The sequence below is a fragment of the Citrobacter koseri ATCC BAA-895 genome, from assembly GCF_000018045.1.
GTDB classification, from domain to species: domain Bacteria; phylum Pseudomonadota; class Gammaproteobacteria; order Enterobacterales; family Enterobacteriaceae; genus Citrobacter_B; species Citrobacter_B koseri.
Genome location: NC_009792.1, coordinates 3,517,316 through 3,539,063, shown reverse-complemented (window position 1 = coordinate 3,539,063; position 21,748 = coordinate 3,517,316). Strand labels below are relative to the sequence as shown.

16 protein-coding genes and 1 pseudogene are annotated in these 21,748 nt (G+C 56.9%); 5 read left to right on the top strand and 12 right to left on the bottom strand.

All coding sequences use genetic code 11. The features are described from left to right. Positions 1 to 3: 3 nt before the first annotated feature. The 3 genes and pseudogenes from nrfF to gltP all read left to right on the top strand — a co-directional run bounded on the left by nrfF (position 4) and on the right by gltP (position 4,577). Positions 4 to 2,215 (top strand): annotated as a pseudogene (gene nrfF, locus CKO_RS16275) (heme lyase NrfEFG subunit NrfF). After that, positions 2,216 to 2,917, top strand: a complete 702-nt coding sequence (gene nrfG / locus CKO_RS16265; RefSeq protein WP_012134578.1) for a heme lyase NrfEFG subunit NrfG — start codon at positions 2,216 to 2,218, stop codon at positions 2,915 to 2,917. A 346-nt stretch (positions 2,918 to 3,263) separates the two neighbouring features. Then, complete coding sequence (gene gltP, locus CKO_RS16260; RefSeq protein WP_024130825.1) at positions 3,264 to 4,577, top strand: glutamate/aspartate:proton symporter GltP; 1,314 nt, start codon at positions 3,264 to 3,266, stop codon at positions 4,575 to 4,577. 103 nt (positions 4,578 to 4,680) lie between these two features. Here gltP and yjcO read toward each other — a convergent pair whose 3' ends face one another. Further along, positions 4,681 to 5,370, bottom strand: coding sequence for a Sel1 family TPR-like repeat protein YjcO (gene yjcO, locus CKO_RS16255; RefSeq protein WP_012134575.1), 690 nt, complete (start codon positions 5,368 to 5,370; stop codon positions 4,681 to 4,683). Between the two features lie 182 nt (positions 5,371 to 5,552). Further along, positions 5,553 to 7,700 (bottom strand): formate dehydrogenase subunit alpha, encoded by a 2,148-nt coding sequence (gene fdhF / locus CKO_RS16250; protein WP_077956844.1) that lies wholly within the window; start codon positions 7,698 to 7,700, stop codon positions 5,553 to 5,555. 289 nt (positions 7,701 to 7,989) lie between these two features. Between fdhF and CKO_RS16240 the strand changes: the two genes are divergently transcribed. Beyond that, a complete protein-coding gene (locus CKO_RS16240; RefSeq protein WP_012134571.1) occupies positions 7,990 to 8,721 on the top strand; it encodes a response regulator transcription factor in 732 nt (243 codons plus the stop codon). Positions 8,722 to 8,808: 87 nt separating this feature from the next. Here CKO_RS16240 and CKO_RS16235 read toward each other — a convergent pair whose 3' ends face one another. From CKO_RS16235 to CKO_RS16210, 6 genes are all read right to left on the bottom strand, one after another. Beyond that, the gene (locus CKO_RS16235; protein ID WP_096753815.1) at positions 8,809 to 9,804 is read right to left on the bottom strand and encodes a carbohydrate kinase family protein; all 996 of its coding nucleotides are present in this window, start codon (positions 9,802 to 9,804) and stop codon (positions 8,809 to 8,811) included. Continuing rightward, complete coding sequence (locus CKO_RS16230) at positions 9,801 to 10,661, bottom strand: ketose 1,6-bisphosphate aldolase (protein WP_012134569.1); 861 nt, start codon at positions 10,659 to 10,661, stop codon at positions 9,801 to 9,803. The genes CKO_RS16235 and CKO_RS16230 overlap by 4 nt, the downstream gene beginning before the upstream one ends. Before the next feature lie 14 nt (positions 10,662 to 10,675). Further along, positions 10,676 to 11,356, bottom strand: coding sequence for a D-lyxose/D-mannose isomerase (locus CKO_RS16225; RefSeq protein ID WP_024130824.1), 681 nt, complete (start codon positions 11,354 to 11,356; stop codon positions 10,676 to 10,678). Positions 11,357 to 11,481: 125 nt separating this feature from the next. Then, complete coding sequence (locus tag CKO_RS16220; RefSeq protein WP_012134567.1) at positions 11,482 to 12,423, bottom strand: ABC transporter substrate-binding protein; 942 nt, start codon at positions 12,421 to 12,423, stop codon at positions 11,482 to 11,484. A gap of 101 nt (positions 12,424 to 12,524) precedes the next feature. Then, on the bottom strand, positions 12,525 to 13,520 hold the full coding sequence (locus tag CKO_RS16215) for an ABC transporter permease subunit (RefSeq protein WP_012134565.1): 996 nt from the start codon (positions 13,518 to 13,520) through the stop codon (positions 12,525 to 12,527). After that, entirely contained in the window at positions 13,517 to 15,037 is a 1,521-nt protein-coding gene (locus tag CKO_RS16210) for a sugar ABC transporter ATP-binding protein (protein WP_012134564.1), read from the bottom strand. The genes CKO_RS16215 and CKO_RS16210 overlap by 4 nt, the downstream gene beginning before the upstream one ends. A gap of 114 nt (positions 15,038 to 15,151) precedes the next feature. On the opposite strand from CKO_RS16210, the gene CKO_RS16205 reads away from it, so the two are divergent. Then, positions 15,152 to 17,422: a hybrid sensor histidine kinase/response regulator gene (locus CKO_RS16205; protein ID WP_024130823.1), complete on the top strand. Its 2,271-nt coding sequence runs from the start codon at positions 15,152 to 15,154 to the stop codon at positions 17,420 to 17,422. Positions 17,423 to 17,436: 14 nt separating this feature from the next. Here CKO_RS16205 and alsK read toward each other — a convergent pair whose 3' ends face one another. The 4 genes from alsK to alsA are packed head-to-tail and all read right to left on the bottom strand — an operon-like array spanning position 17,437 to position 21,532. After that, positions 17,437 to 18,351, bottom strand: a complete 915-nt coding sequence (alsK, locus tag CKO_RS16200; RefSeq protein ID WP_012134561.1) for an allose kinase — start codon at positions 18,349 to 18,351, stop codon at positions 17,437 to 17,439. Continuing rightward, positions 18,335 to 19,030, bottom strand: coding sequence for a D-allulose-6-phosphate 3-epimerase (gene alsE, locus CKO_RS16195; RefSeq protein WP_024130822.1), 696 nt, complete (start codon positions 19,028 to 19,030; stop codon positions 18,335 to 18,337). The genes alsK and alsE overlap by 17 nt, the downstream gene beginning before the upstream one ends. 10 nt (positions 19,031 to 19,040) lie before the next feature. After that, positions 19,041 to 20,021, bottom strand: a complete 981-nt coding sequence (gene alsC / locus CKO_RS16190) for a D-allose ABC transporter permease (protein ID WP_012134559.1) — start codon at positions 20,019 to 20,021, stop codon at positions 19,041 to 19,043. Then, entirely contained in the window at positions 20,000 to 21,532 is a 1,533-nt protein-coding gene (gene alsA, locus CKO_RS16185) for a D-allose ABC transporter ATP-binding protein AlsA (RefSeq protein WP_012134558.1), read from the bottom strand. Before alsA ends, alsC begins: the two co-directional genes overlap by 22 nt. Positions 21,533 to 21,748 lie beyond the last annotated feature (216 nt).

The following is a 21,748-nucleotide window of genomic DNA, read 5'->3' as shown; positions in this document are numbered from 1 at the left end:
TCTCTGGACGTATTCCTTCCTGAAGCCGGTTTTCTGGCATTACTGCTGAGTCTTGGGGTCAACGTGTTGACCCCACTTGCCACGCTGGTGGGGTTGCGCCAGCGCTGGCAGGGCATCAGACGTCTGGCGATAATCGGCGTCCTGGCGCAATTCGCGCTGTTATCACTGGCGTTCGCTATTCTGGTTTTCTGCTTTCTTACCAGCGATTTTTCGGTTGTCTACGTTGCACAGCATAGCTACAGCCAGCTGCCGTGGGGATTAAAACTGGCGGCGGTGTGGGGCGGTCATGAAGGATCGCTGCTGCTGTGGGTGCTGTTCCTTTCCGGCTGGAGCGCGCTGTTCGCCTGGCGGTGCAAAGGCGAGCGCGATGCGCTCTTTCCGCTAACGCTCTGTATTCTGTCGATGATGACCGCCCTGCTGCTGCTGTTTGTCGTGGTCTGGTCGGACCCGTTTGTGCGTATCTTTCCGCCCGCGATTGAGGGGCGCGATCTCAATCCGATGCTGCAACACCTGGGGCTGATTCTCCATCCACCGCTGCTTTATCTGGGCTATGGCGGCCTGATGGTCGCAGCGGGCGTTGCGCTGGCGTCATTGCTGCGTGGCGGCTTTAGCGCGGCCACCGCCTGGGTCTGCTGGCGCTGGGCGCTCCCCGGCTGGTGCGCGCTGACGCTGGGCATCATTCTCGGGTCGTGGTGGGCGTACTGCGAACTGGGCTGGGGCGGCTGGTGGTTCTGGGACCCGGTGGAAAACGCTTCTTTATTACCCTGGCTTTCCGCCAGCGCGCTACTGCACAGCCTGTTCGTTTCCCGCCAGCGCGGCATCTTCCGCCACTGGTCTTTGCTGCTGGCGATTCTGACGCTGATTTTATCCCTGCTGGGCACGCTGATTGTGCGCTCCGGCATTCTGGTCTCTGTCCATGCCTTTGCGCTGGACAACGTGCGTGCGGTGCCGCTGTTCGCGCTGTTTACCGTGTTGAGCCTGGCGTCGCTCGGGTTGTACGCGTGGCGAGGCCAGCAAGTCCGCCAGAATGCGCGTTTTGGCAGTTGGTCGCGTGAGATGATGATTCTGGCCGCGCTGCTGCTTTTTAGCGCCGTGCTGCTGATTGTGCTTATCGGGACGCTCTATCCGATGATTTACGGCCTGTTCGGCTGGGGGCGACTCTCCGTCGGCGCACCCTATTTTAATCGCGCCACGCTGCCGTTTGGGCTGCTGATGCTGTTAGTTATCGTACTGGCGACAATCAGAAGCCGGAAAGTGTCTGTACGTTGTCAGCTTCCGGCGCTGCTGGCGCACACCGGCGTATTGGTTGTCGCCGCCGGGATTATTTTCTCCAGCGGCAGTCGGCACGAAATCAGCCTTAATCTGCGCCCCGGAGAGCAGGTGGAACTGGCAGGCTACACGTTTCGTTTTGAACGTCTCGATCTGGAGGCGAAAGGCAATTACACCACCGAGAAAGCGCAGATCGCCATTGAGCAGGATAAACGGCACATCGGGCGCGTCACGCCAGAGCGGCGTTTTTACGCGGCGCGCCGTCAGCAGATGATGGAGCCGGGGATTCGCTGGAATCTGCTGCATGACTGGTATGCGGTAATGGGCGAAAAAACCGGGCAGGATCGCTATGCCATGCGCCTGTATGTCCAGACCGGCGTGCGCTGGATCTGGGGCGGAGGGCTGTTGATGATTGCAGGCGCGGCGCTCAGCGGCTGGCGTGGGAGGAAGCGTGATGAGTAAATTAATCAACGCGTTGCCGGATGGCGGCGTACGGGGTGCGCAACACATTGTAGGCCAGATAAGCGCAGCGCCATCCGGCAGAATAGGTTTACTCTTGGCTATCATTTTGTTTTTCATCACCTTTGCAGCGCATGCCCAGGTTGTGGACACCTGGCGCTTTGAAAACGCGCAACAGCAGGAAAAATCACTATTTATTGCCAGCCAGCTGCGCTGCCCGCAGTGCCAGAATCAAAACTTGCTGGAATCCAACGCGCCGGTAGCGGTCAGTATGCGCCATCAGGTCTATACCATGGTGGCGGAAGGTAAAAGCGAAGAGGAAATCACCGCCTGGATGACCGAACGCTACGGTGAGTTCGTCCTCTACAACCCGGCGCTAACCGGGCAAACGTTGCTGCTATGGGCGCTGCCTTTCCTGCTGTTGCTGCTGGTGGGCGTGGCGCTGTGGCGAGTGATAGCGCGTCAGCGTAAAGAGGAGGGGGAGTGAATGAGTCTGCATCAGGTGAGCGTACTGCTGCTGCGTCACAGCCAGCGCCAGGCGCAGCTACAACAGGAATTGCATCATGATTTGACGGAGCCTGTGGCTTCGGACGCGCCGTCGCGCCCGCTGCCGGTGAAAGCGCTGCTGGCCGTTGCGATCGTCATGGTGATGGCTTGCGTCGGCGGCTATCTGGCGTCGTCAAAATGGCAGGCCGTTCGCCAGGAACAGCAGCGTCTGGCCGATCCGCTGCGGGCGTTTACCGATGAACCGACGGCGGAAAAGCAGTTGCTGACGTTGCAGGCGGCGATTCGCGCAAACCCGCAGGACAGCGCGCAGTGGGCGACGCTGGGCGAGTACTACCTCTGGCGTAATGCCTATGACAATGCTCTGCTGGCGTATCAGCAGGCGCTGCGCCTGCGGGGAGAGAACGCGGAGATCTATTCGGCGCTGGCGACGGTGCGCTATTACCAGTCCGGGCAGCATATGACGCCGGAAACGCGTGAAATGATCGATAAAGCGCTGGCGCTTGATGCTTCGGAAGTCACCGCGTTAATGCTGCTGGCCGCTGATGCGTTTATGCAGGCTGATTATGTGCAGGCCATCGCATTCTGGCAAAAATTACTGGATTTGAACTCGCCAAGGGTTAATCGCGTGCAACTCATTGACGCTATTAATATGGCGAAGTTGTTGCAGAATCGTCAGAAATAATTTTGTTTTTTTGTGATTTGTGTCGTTTTTGCTGTTTAAAAAGTAAGCGAATGAACGGTGGCGTTAAAATAATTCCAGAAAGGTATTATTCGTTTTTGAGGAAATAAAAATCTTTCCATAACAAATAGTTATTCATGATGATCGCGATAAACTCGCGTTATTATGCATAAAATCAGTTAGATGCCCTGTTCTGAAAGGGTTGCGCAGTATGCCATGCAAATGGTACTGATTATGCGCGTTAAAAAACTCCACAAACGAACGCAACACAATTCATACCCTTTCAGTATGTACTGTTCTCATCCTTTTTTGAATGCAGAACGGCGCTTCATTGAGGAAGTCTGTTGTTATGAAAAACTTGAAAATCAGCCTGGCCTGGCAGATTTTGCTGGCCATGGTGCTGGGTATTCTTCTGGGCAGTTATCTGCATTATCACAGCGACAGCCGCGAATGGCTGGTTGCCAACCTGCTGTCACCGGCGGGCGATATCTTTATCCATCTGATCAAAATGATCGTCGTTCCGATTGTTATTTCCACCCTGATTGTCGGTATTGCCGGTGTCGGCGATGCGAAACAGTTAGGGCGTATCGGTGCCAAAACCATTATCTATTTCGAAGTGATCACGACCGTCGCCATTATCCTCGGTATTACACTGGCGAACGTGTTTCAACCCGGTTCCGGGATTGATATGTCGCAACTGGCGACCGTGGATATTTCGAAATACCAAAGCACGACGGCGGAAGTACAAAGCCATGCGCACGGTTTGATGGGCACGATTTTGTCACTGGTTCCGACCAACATTGTCGCGTCGATGGCGAAGGGCGACATGCTGCCGATTATCTTCTTCTCGGTGCTGTTTGGCCTGGGTCTGTCTTCCCTGCCTGCGACTCACCGTGAACCGCTGGTCACCGTGTTCCGCTCCATCTCAGAAACCATGTTTAAAGTGACCCACATGGTGATGCGTTACGCGCCGGTCGGGGTGTTTGCGCTGATCGCTGTTACCGTGGCGAACTTTGGTTTTGCGTCGCTGTGGCCGCTGGCGAAACTGGTGCTGCTGGTACACTTCGCGATTCTGTTCTTCGCGCTGGTGGTGTTGGGCATCGTGGCGCGTCTGTGCGGTCTGAGCGTCTGGATTCTGATTCGTATCCTGAAAGATGAACTGATTCTGGCTTACTCCACGGCCAGCTCTGAGAGCGTGCTGCCGCGTATTATTGAGAAGATGGAGGCCTATGGCGCTCCGGCGTCGATCACCAGCTTTGTGGTGCCGACCGGGTACTCCTTCAACCTTGATGGCTCAACGCTGTACCAGAGTATTGCGGCGATCTTTATCGCGCAGTTGTACGGTATCGACCTGTCGCTGTGGCAGGAAATCATACTGGTGCTGACGCTGATGGTCACCTCGAAAGGGATTGCGGGCGTGCCGGGCGTTTCCTTCGTGGTGCTGCTGGCGACGCTGGGTAGCGTAGGCATTCCGCTGGAAGGGCTGGCGTTTATCGCCGGTGTTGACCGTATCCTCGATATGGCGCGTACCGCGCTGAACGTGGTGGGTAATGCGCTGGCGGTGCTGGTTATCGCCAAGTGGGAACACAAGTTTGACCGTAAGAAAGCGCTGGCGTATGAGCGCGAGGTATTGGGCAAATTTGATAAGACCGCGAATCAGTAATTCATGACAGATTGCCGGATGGCGCTACGCTTATCCGGCCTACGGGAAGCTGTGGTCTGTAGGCCGGATAAGGCGCTTGCGCCGCCATCCGGCAATATTACATTCACCCGTTGGTTAACTTATCAAACTCTTCGCAGCCGGTATCAAACCCTTCCGTACAGCTCAGATTCAACCAGTGCAGCGCCTTCTGTTTATTCTTCTCAATAAAGCCCTGTTCGCCGTTTAAGAACAACATTCCGGCCCAGTATTCGGAGTAGCCGGTACGGGAAATGGCGGAACTGCGTTTGAAATACCAGGTCGCCTTATCGTCATCGGCAGGAATGCCCACGCCGTTGGCATAAATCAGCCCGAGCAGCATCTGCGCATCGGCGGCAGAATCGCTCTCCAGGTTTTCTGAGGCGTTTTGCAGCAGTGAAATGGCTTTTGGATAATCAGGCGTCCCCGCCTGGGTGTTGACCAGAATGCGCGCCAGAGTGATTTCTCCGGCTTTGCTGCCCGCTTGTGCTGCCTTTTCGGCCAGCGTTTTAGCCTGCGGATAATCCAGACTGACGGGGTTGGTGATTTTGATTTGCGCCAGCAATGCGCAGGCATCCGCATCACCGTTGTCTGCGGCTTTTTGCGCCCAGTATTCCGCTTTGCTGAGATCGCCGGAACTGAACCAGGTATCGGCAAGGAAATACTGTGCGCGTCGGTCTCCGCCCTCCGCCGCCTTCAGATACTGGCTGCCAGGCTCAGTATCGGTGGCATGGGCAAAGAATGTCATTAAGAACATCAATGCAAGAAGTGGTTTCATTTTGAGTTTTATTTAGGGTACGGAGTAGACAGTATAAAGAGATCGTATGGATAAAAAAACAGCCTCCGGCGGAGGCTGTTGCAAGGAAAATGTCTGATGGCGATGCTCACGCATCTTATCAGGCCGACGGTGGAAACAGGTCGTAGGCCGGATAAGGCATTCTCATGCCGCCATCCGGCAGATTACCCCATTGCGCTTTCGCGCAGACGGGTTTTCAGCTTGCTGTACTCATCAATCACATACTGCTCGGCGGCGCGCTGATCGGCGATCGGCTCGACGCGCACGGCGCAGTACTTGTACTCCGGCGTTTTGGTAATCGGGCTTAAGTTCTCCGTCACCAGCTCGTTACAGGCGCCAATCCACCACTGGTAGGTCATGTAAATCGCCCCTTTGTTCGGACGATCGCTGACCTGCGCACGGGTGATAATTTTGCCTTTACGTGAATGAACCCAGACCAGCGCTTCATCTTCAATGCCCAGACGCGCGGCGTCGGCCGTGTTGATTTGCGCATAGCCTGGCTCATCCGCCAGCGCCGCCAGCGCGGCACAGTTCCCGGTCATCGAGCGACACGAGTAGTGGCCGACTTCACGCACCGTAGACAGCACCATTGGGTACTCTTCGGTGAGTTTGTCGATCGGCGCGACCCAGTCGCAGGTGAAGAACTGCGCCAGGCCGTTCGGGGTGTCGAACTTCTCTTTGAAGAGATAAGACGTCCCCTGATCGGCATCCGACGTGTCGCGGCAAGGCCACTGAATGAAGCCCAGTTCGCCCATCTTCTCGTAAGTCGCCCCATAGAAATCCGGGCACAGATGACGCAACTCATCCCAGATCTCCTGGGTGTTGTTGTAGTGCATCGGGTAGCCCATACGGGTGGCGATTTCACTGATGATTTGCCAGTCCGTTTTCAGATCCCACTTCGGTTCAACGGCTTTAAAGAAGCGCTGGAAACCACGGTCAGCAGCGGTAAACACCCCTTCATGCTCGCCCCACGACGTAGACGGTAAAATAACATCCGCCGCCGACGCGGTTTTGGTCATAAAGATGTCCTGCACGATGACCAGTTCCAGGTCTTCAAACCCTTTGCGCACCGCAGAGAGTTCCGCATCGGTTTGCAGCGGATCTTCACCCATAATGTACGCCGCGCGAACTTCGCCATGCGCAGCACGGTGTGGCAGTTCGCTGATGCGATAGCCGGTATGCGCTGGCAGGCTTTCCACGCCCCAGGCTTTGGCGAATTTTTCGCGGTTAGCCGGGTCTTTCACGTACTGATAGCCCGGATAGGTATCCGGCAGCGCGCCCATGTCACATGCGCCCTGAACGTTGTTCTGGCCGCGAACCGGGTTCACGCCCACGCTTGGCTTACCGAGGTTGCCGGTCAGCATGGCGAGACTGGTCAGCGAACGCACGGTTTCCACGCCCTGATAGAATTGGGTCACGCCCATGCCCCACAGGATTGCGGCGCTTTTCGCTTCGGCGTACATACGCGCCGCTTTGCGAATATCGTGCGCGCTCACGCCGGTGATATCCTCAACGGATTCCGGCGTGTAGCCTTCGACAATCTTACGGTACTCTTCAAAGCCTTCAGTACGGGAGGCGACGAACGCCTGGTCGTACAGATTTTCTTCAATAATGACATGACCCATAGCGTTGAGCAGCGCGATATTCGAGCCGTTTCTCAACGCGATGTGGATGTCGGCAATGCGCGCGGTTTCAATTTTTCGCGGATCGCAGACGATAATTTTCGCGCCGTTGCGTTTAGCGTTAATCACATGATTCGCCACGATAGGGTGGGAATCCGCCGGGTTGTAGCCGAAGATAAACACTAAATCGGTGTTATCAATTTCGTTAATCGCATTACTCATTGCGCCGTTACCGACCGACTGGTGCAGACCTGCAACCGATGGGCCGTGTCAGACGCGAGCGCAGCAGTCAACGTTATTGGTACCAATAACGGCGCGCGCGAATTTTTGCATTACATAGTTGGTTTCGTTACCTGTGCCGCGAGACGAACCGGTCGTCTGGATGGCGTCCGGGCCATACTTCGCTTTGATGGCGCTCAGGCGATCGGCGACGTAGTTCAGCGCTTCATCCCAGGAAACGGATTCCAGTTTGCCGCCACGCTGGCGACGGATCATAGGGGTTTTCAGGCGCGGGGTCAGGATCTGGGTATCGTTAATAAAATCCCAGCCATAGTAGCCCTTCAGACACAGAGTACCCTGATTGGTTTTCCCCTGCGCCGCCTCTGCCCGGACGATTTTGCCGTTATCGACCACCAGGTTGATTTTGCAACCTGATGCGCAATACGGGCAAACCGTGACGACTTTTTTCATCGGTCTCGCTCCAGTTAATCAAATCGCGCATACGCGCTGTCGGCCTCATTATGCATCTTTTATGCCATGTTTTTATTGGGGTCTTTCCCTGATATTACGGGTAAAATTTGGTCAAAACCCTGACGAAAAACAGGCTGTCGTCAGTTTTGACGTGACGAACAGGAAAAGCGGTGACGGCCCGGCAGTGTGACCAGGGTTATGTTTCCTGCATCTCCTGCTGCGCAATATCTGTCACTCCGGGCAGAATCAATCACACTCATCTGTAGGGGATGTGAAATGGGGAAGGGTGATGAAACCAGCCATACTGGTCGTGGATGATGACGCGGCGGTCTGCGCATTGTTGCAGGATGTCCTGAACGAGCACGTTTTTGCGGTGACGGTCTGCCATACCGGGCAGGCTGCGCTGGCGTGCGTCGAAACCCAGCCGGAGATTGCGCTGGTGTTGCTGGATATGATGCTGCCCGACACGAACGGTTTGATGGTGTTGCAGCAGGTACAGAAGATCAGGCCTACGCTGCCGGTGGTGATGCTCACGGGGCTGGGGAGCGAGTCGGATGTGGTGGTCGGGCTGGAGATGGGCGCTGATGACTACATCAGCAAACCGTTTAACCCGCGCGTGGTGGTGGCGCGGATGAAAGCCGTACTCCGTCGGGTTGGCGTGCTGATCGCCGAAGGCGGAAGCGTGCAGACGTCTGGCCTCTCTTTCAATGGCTGGCATCTGGATACCGCGCGCTGTCAGTTGCACAATCCGCAGCAGCAGGCGGTGGATCTCACCCAGGGGGAATACAGTTTGCTGCTGGCGCTGGCGCAAAACGCCCGTCGGGTGCTCAGCCGTGAGCAGTTGCTGGAATTAACGCACAGCGACAGCGTTGAGGTGTTTGATCGCACCATTGACGTGTTGATTATGCGTCTGCGCCGCAAAATTGAAATCAATCCGCATCAGCCGACGTTGATCAAAACCCTGCGCGGCCTTGGGTATGTTTTTGCCGCCGATGTGCAGCACCACGATAAAGCCGCGTAATCAGGCGCGCAGTTGCCGGATGGCGGCGTAAACGCCTTATCCGGCCTACTGTAGGCCTGATAAGCGTAGCGCCATCAGGCTAACTGGCTACAAAAGCGTTCGCAACTCCTCAAGCGTTTTCGCGCCATCAATCGCATTGGCGCACAGCAGGCTGACCCGCGCGCAGGCGTGCGCCAGCTTAATGCTCTCGGCCAGCGGCCATACTTCGTGGCAGCCATACAAAAAACCGGCGCAGAACGCATCTCCCGCGCCAACGCTACCGACAATCTCCCTCTGCTCCAGCTTTTGCGACGGTATCCAGACGCCAGGCTGATCCGGCGTTTCGCCCCAGGCGCCTTCCGGGCAATGAATCACCACCCTCTGGCGGACGCCTGCATCCAGCAATTCGCGGGCGGCTGCGGCGATGTGCGGAATATGCGGTTCGCCGTTGGGCTGGCGGATCTCCAGGCCGCTGAACTCCCCGGCCTCCAGCTCGTTGATCACCAGATAATCCAGATGGCGTAGCGCGGGCAAAACCAGCGGCTGATAGCGCGGATCGCCTTTGCGGGACACCAGATCCAGCGAAGTCTCAAAGCCCTCCTCATGCATCTGCGCCATCAGCCGTGCGCTGCGGGTGCCGTAGTCATCATCCGGCATATCCAGACTGTCGAGCAGCAGCAGATAGCCTAGGTGGAAAATCTTCATCGAGGCATCAAGCTCATCGAACGCAGGCAGATCCAACAGACGGTTAGCGCCGGGGGAGTGGAAAAAGGTGCGCTGCCCGCTGGGATCGGTCATCACCTGCGACATCGACGTGGGGGCAAACGTGGTGCGCTGGACATGCTGGCGATTGACGTGATACTGCTCCAGCATCGCCATAATGTAGTCTCCGTCGGCGTCCTGGCCGATTAATCCCACAGCCTGTAACGGCAGCCCGGTGTGCATCTTTGCCAGCGTCAGCAGGACATTAAGCGGCGCGCCGCCCGTCGAACGTTCGCTATGGGTGATTTCCGCCAGCCAGCCGCGCTCCGGCCACTGTACGATTTGGTGCACATGGTCGACCAGCATATTGCCCGCCGCGATAATGCCTTTACGTTCCATCAGATCTGCCCCGCGCTGCCAAAAATGCGCATCTGTTCCGATACCGTATCGGTGATCGCTTCTTCAATGCCCAGCAGCAGTTCGGCGAACTCATCATACAGCGGCTGGCGGTTAGTCATCCGTGATTCCACCGCCGCCAGCGCAGCCTGCGACATACCGGTGTAGAAATTGATTTTGTGAATGCCCAGCGTAATGGCGCGACGAAAATCCTCATCGCTGATGCCGGAACCGCCGTGCAGTACCAGCGGCAGCGCCGTTTGCTGGCGAATGGCGTCCAGACGCGGGAAATCGAGTTTGGGCTCGCCTTTATATTTGCCGTGAGCGTTGCCGATGGCGACGGCCAGGGCATCAATACCGGTGCGGTCAACAAAATCGCGCGCCAGTTGCGGATCGGTAAACAGCGATTCGTCGGCATGACCATACAGCGCGCCGCCCTCATCGCCGCCAACCGCGCCAAGTTCCGCCTCTACCGACACGCCAACGGCGTGGCACATCTTCACCACTTCCCGGGTCTGGCGGATGTTTTCCTCATACTCCAGCGTGGAACCATCAAACATTACCGAGCTGAAGCCCAGACGTAACGCCCGCACCACGGATTCAAAATGCAGCCCGTGGTCGAGGTTAAGCACCACCGGAATATCGTGTCGGGCGGCTTCGAATTTTACCGCTTCGACCAGCGAGTCCAGCGAAACATACTTAAAATGGACTTCGGCAATGTTAATGATAAACGGCGAGCGTTCCTGCCTGGCGGCGGCGAACAGCGCGCGTAAAAAGTGGGAATCCAGAACGTTAAACGCCCCCAGCGCATAGCGATGCTTGCGGGCATGGTCGAGTCCATCGGCAAGAGAAATCAACGGCATAATGTGCTCCTTGTTCAGCAGAACAGGCGGTACTCGTTACACAACACCAGTTGCGCCGGTTCATCTTCTTCAATGTCGTTATAGCGGGCGATCGGCTGGAGAAAATGGTTGTCATGGTCATCGTCATTGACGGAAGAAACTTCGCCGACCAGCACGTCGCCAAACCCTTTTTCCGCCCAGAAGCTGTGATACAGGCCCGGCGTCAGGCAAATGCTTTCTCCTGGCGAAAGGCGCAGCTGGCTGCCTGCCGCATGGGTCTGTCGACAGCCGTCTATCACAATGGTGACGTCGGTATTGTCGGTCTGGTCCCGGGAGTCGGCGTTCCACAGCTCAACGATTAAATTACCGCCGCCGCGATTGATAATGTCTTCACGTTTGCGCCAGTGGAAATGCATCGGCGTAACCTGCGCGTCGCGCACATGCATGATTTTTTCCGCATAGCATTTCTCATAAGGCATGCCTTTGGGCGAGCCGTTGCGCAGGGTAAACAGCGTCAGTCCCTGAGCGGCAAAATCCGTCCCGCCGAACGCGGTAACATCCCAGCCGAGCCTGAGATCGAATACTTCGCTCCAGGCGGCATCAAGCTGACGCCATTGCGATGGGGCAAAGCTGGCGAAAGGCGGCAGGTGGACGTCATGCATGGAAAAGAATTGCCGCGTGTGGCCGAGAATCTCGTTTATTTCGGAGCGTTTCATTGAAAGAATTCTCCTTATTGTGATGTAGCCTTGTAGGCCGGATAAGGCATTTTTGCCGCCATCCGGCATGAGTTTACTGCCTGATGGCGCTGCGCTTATCGGGCCTACGCAGAGGCCGCTTTCCGTTATTTCACCGTCCAGCCCTTGTAGCTGCCGATGTTGTTTTTATCGATCATCGTCACCGGAATCAGTACAGGTTCACCAGGCGCCGGTTTGCCCTGTAGAATGTCATAGCCGATCTCCACCGCTTTTGCCGCCATCACCTGCGGATCTTGTGCGGGGGTCGCCACAAACAGGGAATTTTCACGCTTCAGCGCCTCTTCGCCATCGGGCGAACCATCCACACCGACGATAAAGAACTCATTGCGCTGTGCCTGCTTCGCCGCCAGATCGGCGCCGATCGCCGTCGGATCGTTGATCGCAAATACGCCGTCGATCTTCGGATTCGCAGCCAGCAGGGCGGTCATCACTTCCAGCCCGCCTTCGCGACTGCCTTTGGCGTTCTGGTTCCAGGAGAGCACCTTGATATCCGGGTGGCGTTTGAACTCGGTCTGGCAGCCCTCGACACGGTTCTGCACGGCGGAAACCGGCGGCCCGTTGATGATCACCACATTGCCTTTGCCTTTCAGACGATCGGTAATGTATTTACAGGCCATTTCGCCCGCCTGGGTGTTATCAGAGGTGATGGTGGCGTCTGCGCCTTCGGCAGCCACGTCAACCGCGACCACCACGATCCCGGCATCTTTCGCCCGTTTCACCGCCGGGCCGATCCCTTTTGAATCTGCGGCGTTAAGGATGATCATATCCACCTTCGCGGCAATAAAGTTGTCGATCTGCGAAACCTGCTGACCCAGATCGTAGCCGCTGGAGACCAGCGTCACTTTTACGCCATCACCGGCCAGTTTGCGCGCTTCCAGCTCCGCTCCTTTTGTTATCTGCACGAAGAACGGGTTGGCAAGATCGCCCACCGTCACGCCGATGGATTTCAGTTCTTTGGCCTGTACAAACGGCGATGCGGCCAGTAACGCGCCAGCACAGAGCGCGGTCACTAATGGTTTCAAACGCATACTCTTTTCCTCACGTAGGGTATTGTTGTTATAAGCCTGATGGCGCTGCGCTTATCCGGCCTGCGAACGGGTAGGCCTGCGCCGCCATCCGGCAAGTTTGTCTATGCACTTTGATTGTGTCGGGTACGGTATTTGTCGATCAGCACCGCTATGATGATCACCGCCCCTTTGATCACCAGTTGCCAGAAGTAAGAGACGCCCATCAGCGTCATGCCGTTATTCAGGGTGGCGATGATCAGCGCGCCTACCAGCGTGCCGGTGATCGTGCCGATCCCGCCGACAAAACTGGTGCCGCCGAGGATCACCGCCGCGATGGCGTCCAGCTCATACCCCATGCCTAAGTTGCCGTTGGCGCTGTAGAGACGCGAGGCGCTCATTACTCCGCCCAGCCCCGACAGCAGGCCGCTCATGCCGTACACAAACAGCAGCACCAGCCACACTTTGATGCCGGTTAAACGCGCCGCCTGCATGTTGCCGCCCACGGCATAAATATGTACGCCCAGCGTGGTGCGGCGCAGAATGAACCAGCACAGTACGATCACCGCGAGGGCGATAACCACCAGCCACGGAATCGGGCCAAGATAGTTATTGCCAATCCACTCGAAGCTGATATTGGAGTTGATCACCGTGGTACCGTCCGCCAGCAGGTAGGCCGCGCCGCGCAGCGCCGTATAGGTGCCGAGCGTGACAATAAAGGGCGGCAGCCCGGCGAAGGCCACCAGCGCGCCGTTAATCAGCCCCAGCCCCAGGCCGAGCATCAGCGCCGCCGGAATCGACAGCATGGCGAACTCCGGTATCAGAGAGACCACCATCGCCGCCACGGCGGTGGTGCCGAGAATCGACCCCACGGAGAGGTCGATGCCGCCGGTCAGAATGATGAACGTCATCCCCGCCGCCAGCACGATGTTGATCGACGCCTGGCGGGTGATGTTCAGCAGGTTGCTTTCAGTGAAAAAGTTAGGTGCGATAAAGCCAAATACCGCCACGATCAGCACTAAAATCGGTAAAATACCGACCGTTTGCATCAGATCGCTCATCAACATCTTTTTTGCGGAGGCGGACTTCGCCACCTGCTGGGGAGTGGTTGGGTTATTCATGATTTCACCGCCTCAAGGTGGGAGTCGTTTACGCCGGTCGCCAGCCGCATGATGTTTTCCTGTGTGATGTCCTGGCTGTGCAATTCCCCGGCAATGCTGCCTTCATGCATGACGTAGACGCGATCGCTCATGCCGACGATTTCCGGCAATTCACTGGAGATCATCAGGATCGCCACGCCCTTACGCGCCATTTCGTTCATGATGCGATAGATCTCGCTTTTCGCGCCGACATCCACGCCGCGCGTCGGTTCGTCCAGAATCAGAATGCGCGGGCCGATGGCGACCCAGCGTGAGATCAGGAGCTTTTGCTGGTTGCCGCCGGACAAACCTCCGGCGCGAACCTGGGCATGCGGCACGCGAATGTTGAGTAACTGAATGGCGTCATCGGAGATGCTTTGGGCTTTTTTACGGTTCAGCATCCCCCAGTTGGCGTCGCGCTCCAGCGTCGCCATCGTAATGTTCTCCGCCGCCGCCAGTTCTAAAAACAACCCTTGTTCTTTGCGGTTTTCGGTGAGGTAGCCAATACCGTGCTCAATGGCCTCACGCGGGGAGTGGATCACCACCGGCTCGCCATCCACCTCGATCATCCCGCCGGTGGCTTTACGCACGCCGAAAATCAGGTGCGCCAGTTCGGAACGCCCGGCGCCGACCAGCCCGGCCAGGCCGACGATTTCGCCGGAACGTACCAGCAGGCTGCACGGCTGCACTTTACCGCCGTCGGTAAGGTGATGAACGTTCAGGCGCGGTTTACCGAGCGGGATGTCGCGTTCTTTGTTGAACAGGTCGCTTAACGGACGCCCGACCATCATGCGCACCAGTTCGGACGCGTTGAGTTTGTCGCGGGTGAGGCTGCCGACGTACTGTCCGTCGCGCAGGACGCTGACGCGATCGGACAGCTCATACACCTCCGCCATACGGTGGCTGATATAGATAACCGCCATCCCTTCATCGCGAAGGCGCATGATCAGCTCAAACAGACGGTGGGTTTCACGAGATGAGAGGGCGGCGGTAGGTTCATCCATCACCAGAATACGGCTGTTGCGATGCAGGGCGCGGGCGATCTCCACCTGCTGCTGTTCGGCGATGGTCAGCCGCATTACCCGATCGCTGGCTTTAAACTGCGCGCCGAGCCGGTCGATGACCTTTTGCGCCTGCAACACCATCTCTTTACGCTGCACGATGCCGCCGCGCGACAGTTCGCTGCCGAGGAAAATATTTTCGGCGACGGTAAGGTTAGGCGCAAGCTGCATCTCCTGATAAATCAGAGTAATGCCTGCGCTCAGGGCATCTTTCGGCCCACGAATATGAAAGGGCTGACCGTCGATCAGAATCTCGCCGCTGGTGGCGGTATATGCACCGGCGAGAATCTTCATCAGGGTGCTTTTACCGGCGCCGTTTTCGCCCATCAGCGCGTGGATTTCACCGGGGTATACCGTCAGATCGACCCCTTTCAGCGCGTAAAATTTGCCAAACGCTTTGGCAATATTGCGCATCTCCAGAACCGGTGTCCTGCTCATGGCGGATCTCCTGCGGGGTTAGCGATATCAGCACTCCATCACAGGAAAGTAAATGCAAAATGTCAGAAGCCGTTCATATTTGTCATATTGCGATTTTTCTTCATGGAGCGTGATATGCCGCAGCACAGACGTCACTTTTTCGCCAGTGCGCGCGGGCGACTGCTGTTTTTTAATCTGCTGGTAGTGGCGGTGACGCTGATGGTGAGCGGCGTGGCGGTGCTGGGTTTTCAGCATGCGAGTCAAATACAGGAGCAGGTGCAGCAGCAAACCGTCGATGACATGACCGGCAGTATGAACCTGGCGCGCGATACGGCGAACGTGGCGACGGCGGCGGTGCGGCTGTCGCAGGTGGTCGGCGCGCTGGAGTACAAGGGCGAAGCGGAGCGGTTGCAGGAGACTCAGCGGGCGCTCAGGCATTCACTCGAACAGCTGGCGACCGCCCCGCTGGCGCAGCAGGAACCGGGGCTGGTGGCCCGCATTATTCAACGCAGCAACGAGTTGCAGACCAGCGTGGCGGGCATGTTGCAGCGCGGGCAGCGGCGGCATCTGGAACGTAATACGCTGCTGAGTTCGCTGTATCAGAATCAGAGTTACCTGCGGCATCTGCAACAGCTTGATGCGGCGCAGGATGCGGCGTTGTTCAGTCAAATGGATCGCCTGATTCGCGCCGCCATCGAAACGCCGACGCCGCGCGCCGTCATTAAACAGCTGGATGGCGTGATGCGCGCTCTGCCTGAGCAACATGCCGATCCGCTGGTGAACGTGATTCTGTCTGACTTTAACCAGGAGTTACGCAAACTTGAACCGCTCTCGGCGGCGCTGGAGCAAAGCGATCTGGCCATCAGCTGGTACATGTTCCACATCAAAGCGCTGGTGGCGATTTTAAACAGCGACATCAATCAGTATGCGGCGCAGGTGGCGATCATCTCAGAACAGCGGGTGGCGCAAAGCCATCAGGAATTGCGCTCCGGCGCGTTGTTTATCATGACCTTCGCCCTGCTGGCGGTGGTGATTACCGGTTTTGCCGGGTGGTATATCTACCGCAACCTCGGTTCTAACCTGACGGCGATTTCGCGCGCCATGACCCGGCTGGCGCACGGCGAATCGGATGTCAGCGTCCCTGCCTTGCAGCGGCGGGACGAGCTGGGGGAACTGGCGCGCGCGTTTAACGTTTTTGCCCGCAATACGGCGTCGCTGGAGCGCACCTCCCGCCTGCTGAAAGAAAAGACCTCCCAGATGGAGATCGACCGAACGGAGCGTCAGGGGCTGGAAGAGGCGCTGCTGCACAGCCAGAAACTGAAAGCGGTAGGGCAACTGACGGGCGGGCTGGCGCATGATTTTAACAATCTGCTGGCGGTGATTATCGGCAGTCTGGAGCTGGTCAGCCCCGACTCGCCGGATGCGCCGCGCATTACCCGCGCGCTGAAGGCCGCCGAGCGCGGGGCGCTGCTGACGCAACGCCTGCTGGCATTCTCCCGTAAACAGTCGCTGCACCCGCACTCGGTGGAACTGAAAACGCTGCTGGAAAACCTGAGCGAACTGATGCGTCACTCGCTACCGGCCACGCTGACGCTGGAGATAGAAGCCCAGTCGCCCGCCTGGGCCGCGTGGATAGACGTCAGTCAACTGGAGAACGCGATCATCAACCTGGTGATGAACGCCCGCGATGCGATGGAAGGACAAACAGGGACGATCAAAATCCGCACCTGGAATCAGCGGGTTACGCGCAGTGACGGACGTCGTCAGGATATGGTGGCGCTGGAGGTGATCGATCACGGTTGCGGTATGTCGCAGGAGGTGAAAGCGCAGGTGTTCGAGCCGTTCTTCACCACCAAACAGACTGGCAGCGGCAGCGGGCTTGGGTTATCGATGGTTTACGGCTTTGTGCGCCAGTCAGGCGGCCGTGTCGAAATTGAGAGCGCGCCGGGGCAGGGGACGACGGTCAGATTGCAGCTTCCCCGCGCCATCGCGCCTGCGGTGGCAAACCTGGAGCCGGTTGCGGTGCAAAGTACCGCCAGCGACGAGAAACTGGTGCTGGTACTGGAAGATGAGGCGGATGTTCGTCAGACGTTGTGCGAGCAACTGCATCTGCTGGGGTATCTGACGCTGGAGGCCGCCAACGGCGAGCAGGCGATGCAGATGCTGGCGTCATCCGGCGAGATTGATGTGCTTATCAGCGACTTAATGCTGCCAGGCAGTCTGAGCGGCGTGGAGGTGATCAACCATGCCCGCAAGCATTATCCCCGCCTGACGCTGCTGCTTATCAGCGGGCAGGATTTACGCCCGGCGCATAACCCCGCGCTGCCGGATGTGGCGCTGCTGCGTAAACCATTTACCCGGGTGCAGCTCGCGCAGGCGCTGCGGGCGGCGCATGTGCAGGCCTGATAAGCGTCGCGATATCACCGCGACGACAGAAAACGGCAGCGTGCCAGCGTTGCTGCGCCCTGCGCGCCGTTAAACGCGGAGGACGAGGCGGCAATAAAACGTACGGCCTGATACGGCAACGGTCGGCGCAGGTATTTTTGGATCAGGGTAATTAATTGTTCGCGCGGGAAAGCCTGCATATCCATCACGCCGCCGCCCAAAATCACCGCATCGGGATCGAACAGATTTATGCTGGTGGCAATCGCGCGGGCGGCGCTTTCCAGCAGCGCCTGGACGAATGGCGCTTCTCCGGCGTGGATAAACAGTGCGTCCAGCGCGAAATCCCGTGGCTGTTGTTCGTACCAGCGTTTCAGCGCCAGCCCGGAACAGACCGTTTCGAGGCAACCTGGATTGCCGCAGGCACAGGTCTGCGTCATGTCGCCCTGGGGAATGTGCCCCAGTTCGCCCGCCACGCCATGCGCTCCGGTCCAGGGCGCGCCATTCATCCACACTGCAAAGCCCATTCCCGTGCCGAGGTAGGCGGCCAGCACCTGCTGCTGTGTGAGATGGTTTTCCACGACGTCATACGACAGCTGTAAGTTCACGTCGCGGGAAAACGCGACCGGGCAGCCCAGCGCATCCTCCAGTTTTCCCGCGAGGTCATGCACTTCTTCAGGTTGCAACGGCAAATTGGGTGTCGAAATGATGGTGCGGTTGTCTTTGCCGACCAGCGCCGGAAATCCCATCACCAGACCACGGCAGCGCGCCTCGTAGCGTGCGATCTGTTCGCTAATCATCTGCGCAATACCGGCCACCACGCCGGGCGCGATCACCTCCGCCGTACGCTGTTTCTCACAGTGCAGAGTCTCACCGGTTGCCGTTTGCAGGCAAAAACGGATATGGGTTGCCCCCATATCCACACCCGCCACAACGCTATGCTGTTTTTGCATGAGGCAGTACCTCGTTTTTCGCCGTCAGGATCTGCGCCGTCATCACTTGCCATGCGTCGTCGATATTCTCCGCGTGGTTAAACAGCCCGGAGGTGCCGACGATAAAGACATCCGCGCCTGCCGCCATTAATTTTTTGTAGGTGGCCTGATTGCAGGAACCATCCACTTCAATTTCGTAATGCAGCCCTTCACGCTCGCGCCAGGCTTTCAGCTCGGCGATTTTATCCAGCATTTCCGGGATGAACGGCTGCCCGGCAAAGCCGGGATCGACGGTCATCACCGTCACTTTATCAGCCTTATGGATATAGTATTTCATCGCCTCAACCGGTGTTTCCGGGTTGAGAATCAGGCCCACTTTCATACCGTGGCGGCGGATTTCGTCAATCAGACGGAATGCCTGACCGTTGATGGTTTCCGGGTGCAGCGTGATGAAATCCGCACCGGCGCGCGCCAGTTGGCCAATATAATCCTGCGGACGCGTCACCATCAGATGACAATCAAGAGGTTTGCTCGCCAGTTTCTTGACCTGGCTGACGAAGAAGGGGGACAGCGTCAGATTCGGCACAAAGTGGCCGTCCATAATATCAATATGAAAATAGTCTGCATGGCTGTCGATAAATTCGATCTGTTCTTTAAACTTCAGCAGATCCATACACATTAAAGAGGGAGAGATTTTCATGATCCATTCCTTACTTACTGATAAGACGGTCAAGGGCGACAGCCGCGATAATTAATCCGCCCATCACCACCAGCTGGTAATAGGTTTGTACCTGCAAAATATTCAGACCGTTGTTGATGGTGCCGATGATTAAGCCGCCAATCACCACCGAGAAGATGCGCCCCTTGCCGCCGAAGAAGCTGGTGCCGCCAATGATGGCGCTGGCGATGGCGTAGGTTTCAAAACCCATTCCGGCTAAGGGTTCTGCGGCGCCGAGTCGCGCAGTAGAAACCACGCCCGCCAGTCCCGCGCAAATGCCGGAGATGATAAACACCACCAGGATGTGAAACTTCACGTCAATCCCGGAATAGAACGCCGAGTTTTTGTTGCCGCCGAGCGCGTAGATGTTGCGCCCAAGCCGCATGCGGGTAGTGAGGAACCAGAGGATCACCGCGACAATCAGCGAGAAGATGACCGGCACGGGGACACCTAACACGCTGGCGGCGAAGAAGTTCACGAAGTCGAATGAGAAGCCGTATACCGAGTTGGCGTCAGAAATCACCAGCGTGATACCACGGAAAATCGCGTTAGTGCCAAGGGTGATAATGAACGGATGCAGGCCGGTCCAGTTCACCAGGCAGCCGTTAATCGCCCCCAGCGCACCGCCGACCAGCACGCCGCCAATCAGCGCCGCAAAGAACGGATCGACGCCTGCCAGCATCAGTTTGGCCGTCACCATCCCGGACAGCGCCAGAATCGCCCCGACGGAGAGGTCGATACCGGCGACCAGGATGGCGAAGAATTCACCCATGCCGATCAGCACCGTTACCGAACTCTGGACAAAAATCTGGGTGATGTTGTTGGTGGTCAGAAAATATTCTGACGACAGCGAACCGAAGATGGCGACGATAATCGCCAGGATGAAGAAGGTGCCGTATTTATCCCAGAACAGCGCAAAGTTGAACGGTTTCTTCCCGTTCACGTCACCTTTTACTCTTGTGGTAATGCCCATGCCATAATCTCCTCTTCGCTCATGTCATCGCGATTGGTCAGGATTTGCGTCAGTCGTCCTTCGCAGAACACGGCGATGCGGTCGCAGACGGCGATAATTTCAGGAAGTTCCGATGACACCATCAGGATGACTTTTCCGTCGTCCGCCAACTGGCGCATCACTTTATAAATTTCGGCTTTCGCACCGACGTCGATACCACGGGTCGGCTCGTCGAAAATGATCACCTCCGGGCTACAGCACAACCATTTGGAAATCAGCACCTTCTGCTGGTTTCCGCCGGAGAGTTCGGTGATGTTCTGGTTAACGGAATGACACTTCAGCGCCAGCAGTTCGCGCTGCGCTTCGGCGGTACGCTGCTCGTCGCCTTCGTGGAACAGGCCCATCGCCCCCTTAAAGCCGCCGCTTTTCAGGCTGCGGCCGATCGCCATGTTCTGGGCGATAGAGAAATTGGGGAAGAAGCCGTTATCCCGGCGGCTTTCGGTGATGTAAGCCATCCCTTTTTTCACCGCGTCTAATGGTGAGCGCGGGGAGATGGTTTTCCCGTTCAGACGGATCTCGCCACTTGCGCGTTTATCGACGCCGAACAGGCAATCCATCAGCTCGGTGCGCCCGGAGCCGACCAGTCCGGCGAAGCCTAAAATTTCGCCCCGGCTGACGCTAAAGGAGATATCGCGAACCTTTTTCTTGTCGCGGCTGGTGACGTTTTTCACCTCGAATACCGTATCGCGCTCGATGTTGCCGGTGCTCTCTTTCATGGCGTTAAAGCGGTTTTGCAGTTCGCGGCCAACCATCAGGCGGACGATATCGTCGTTGCTGACGTCGCTCACCATCCCGCTGCAAACGCTGCTGCCGTCTTTCATCACCGTATAGCGATCGCAGATGCGGCGAATTTCCGCCAGCTTATGCGAGATGTAGACGATGGCGGTGCCCTCTTTGCGTAGCTGGTTCATGATCAGAAACAGGTAGTCCACCTCTTTATTGGTGAGCGAGGAGGTGGGTTCGTCCATGATGATCACTTTGGCGTTGAGCATCAGCGTTTTGGCGATTTCCAGCATTTGCTTATGGCTGATGGATAAGTTCGCCACCTTTTCGTCTAAATCGACTTTTAAACCGACGCGCAGCAACATCATGGCGGCCCGTACGCGCATCTCTTTCCAGTCAATCATATTGACGCCACAGACTTTTTTCGTCAGATGGCGACCAATATATAAATTCTCCAGCACGGTTAATTCATCAATCACGCTGAGTTCCTGATAAATAATGCCGATGCCGAGTTGTGCCGCTAATTTATGATCCAGCTTGTCGTAATTAACGTTATTAATCGTAATGGTGCCTTTGGTCGGTTCATGTATTCCCGACAGAACCTTCATCAACGTTGATTTACCGGCGCCATTTTCTCCTAATAATGCGTGTATTTCATAAGGATAAACCGTTAAATCAACCGATTTTAATGCGTGAACCGGACCAAAGGATTTGCCGATCCCCGCCATCGAGATATATGGCGTGACCATAATTAACCTCTTTTACACTTCATCCTTCAAGCTGCCTCTTTGTTGGCTGCCTTCGCTCACCCCAGTCACTTACTTATGTAAGCTCCTGGGGATTTACTCAGTTGCCGCCTCGATGCATCTCGAATGATTTTGTGTAAGAAAAATATTGACTAAATCAGTGCCATTGCCTGATGGCGCTACGCTTATCAGGCCTACGTTCGGGTCGGCCGGATAAGA

Bases quoted from the DNA above. Each gene is read 5' to 3' on its own strand.
- CKO_RS16240 (WP_012134571.1), top strand. From the start codon at position 7,990: ATGAAACCAGCCATACTGGTCGTGGATGATGACGCGGCGGTCTGCGCA.
- CKO_RS16215 (WP_012134565.1), bottom strand. From the start codon at position 13,520: ATGAATAACCCAACCACTCCCCAGCAGGTGGCGAAGTCCGCCTCCGCA.
- CKO_RS16230 (WP_012134569.1), bottom strand. From the start codon at position 10,661: ATGCCGTTGATTTCTCTTGCCGATGGACTCGACCATGCCCGCAAGCAT.
- CKO_RS16220 (WP_012134567.1), bottom strand. From the start codon at position 12,423: ATGCGTTTGAAACCATTAGTGACCGCGCTCTGTGCTGGCGCGTTACTG.
- nrfG (WP_012134578.1), top strand. From the start codon at position 2,216: ATGAGTCTGCATCAGGTGAGCGTACTGCTGCTGCGTCACAGCCAGCGC.
- CKO_RS16205 (WP_024130823.1), top strand. From the start codon at position 15,152: ATGCCGCAGCACAGACGTCACTTTTTCGCCAGTGCGCGCGGGCGACTG.
- alsC (WP_012134559.1), bottom strand. From the start codon at position 20,021: ATGGGCATTACCACAAGAGTAAAAGGTGACGTGAACGGGAAGAAACCG.
- gltP (WP_024130825.1), top strand. From the start codon at position 3,264: ATGAAAAACTTGAAAATCAGCCTGGCCTGGCAGATTTTGCTGGCCATG.
- CKO_RS16210 (WP_012134564.1), bottom strand. From the start codon at position 15,037: ATGAGCAGGACACCGGTTCTGGAGATGCGCAATATTGCCAAAGCGTTT.
- CKO_RS16225 (WP_024130824.1), bottom strand. From the start codon at position 11,356: ATGAAACGCTCCGAAATAAACGAGATTCTCGGCCACACGCGGCAATTC.
- yjcO (WP_012134575.1), bottom strand. From the start codon at position 5,370: ATGAAACCACTTCTTGCATTGATGTTCTTAATGACATTCTTTGCCCAT.
- alsA (WP_012134558.1), bottom strand. From the start codon at position 21,532: ATGGTCACGCCATATATCTCGATGGCGGGGATCGGCAAATCCTTTGGT.
- alsE (WP_024130822.1), bottom strand. From the start codon at position 19,030: ATGAAAATCTCTCCCTCTTTAATGTGTATGGATCTGCTGAAGTTTAAA.
- alsK (WP_012134561.1), bottom strand. From the start codon at position 18,351: ATGCAAAAACAGCATAGCGTTGTGGCGGGTGTGGATATGGGGGCAACC.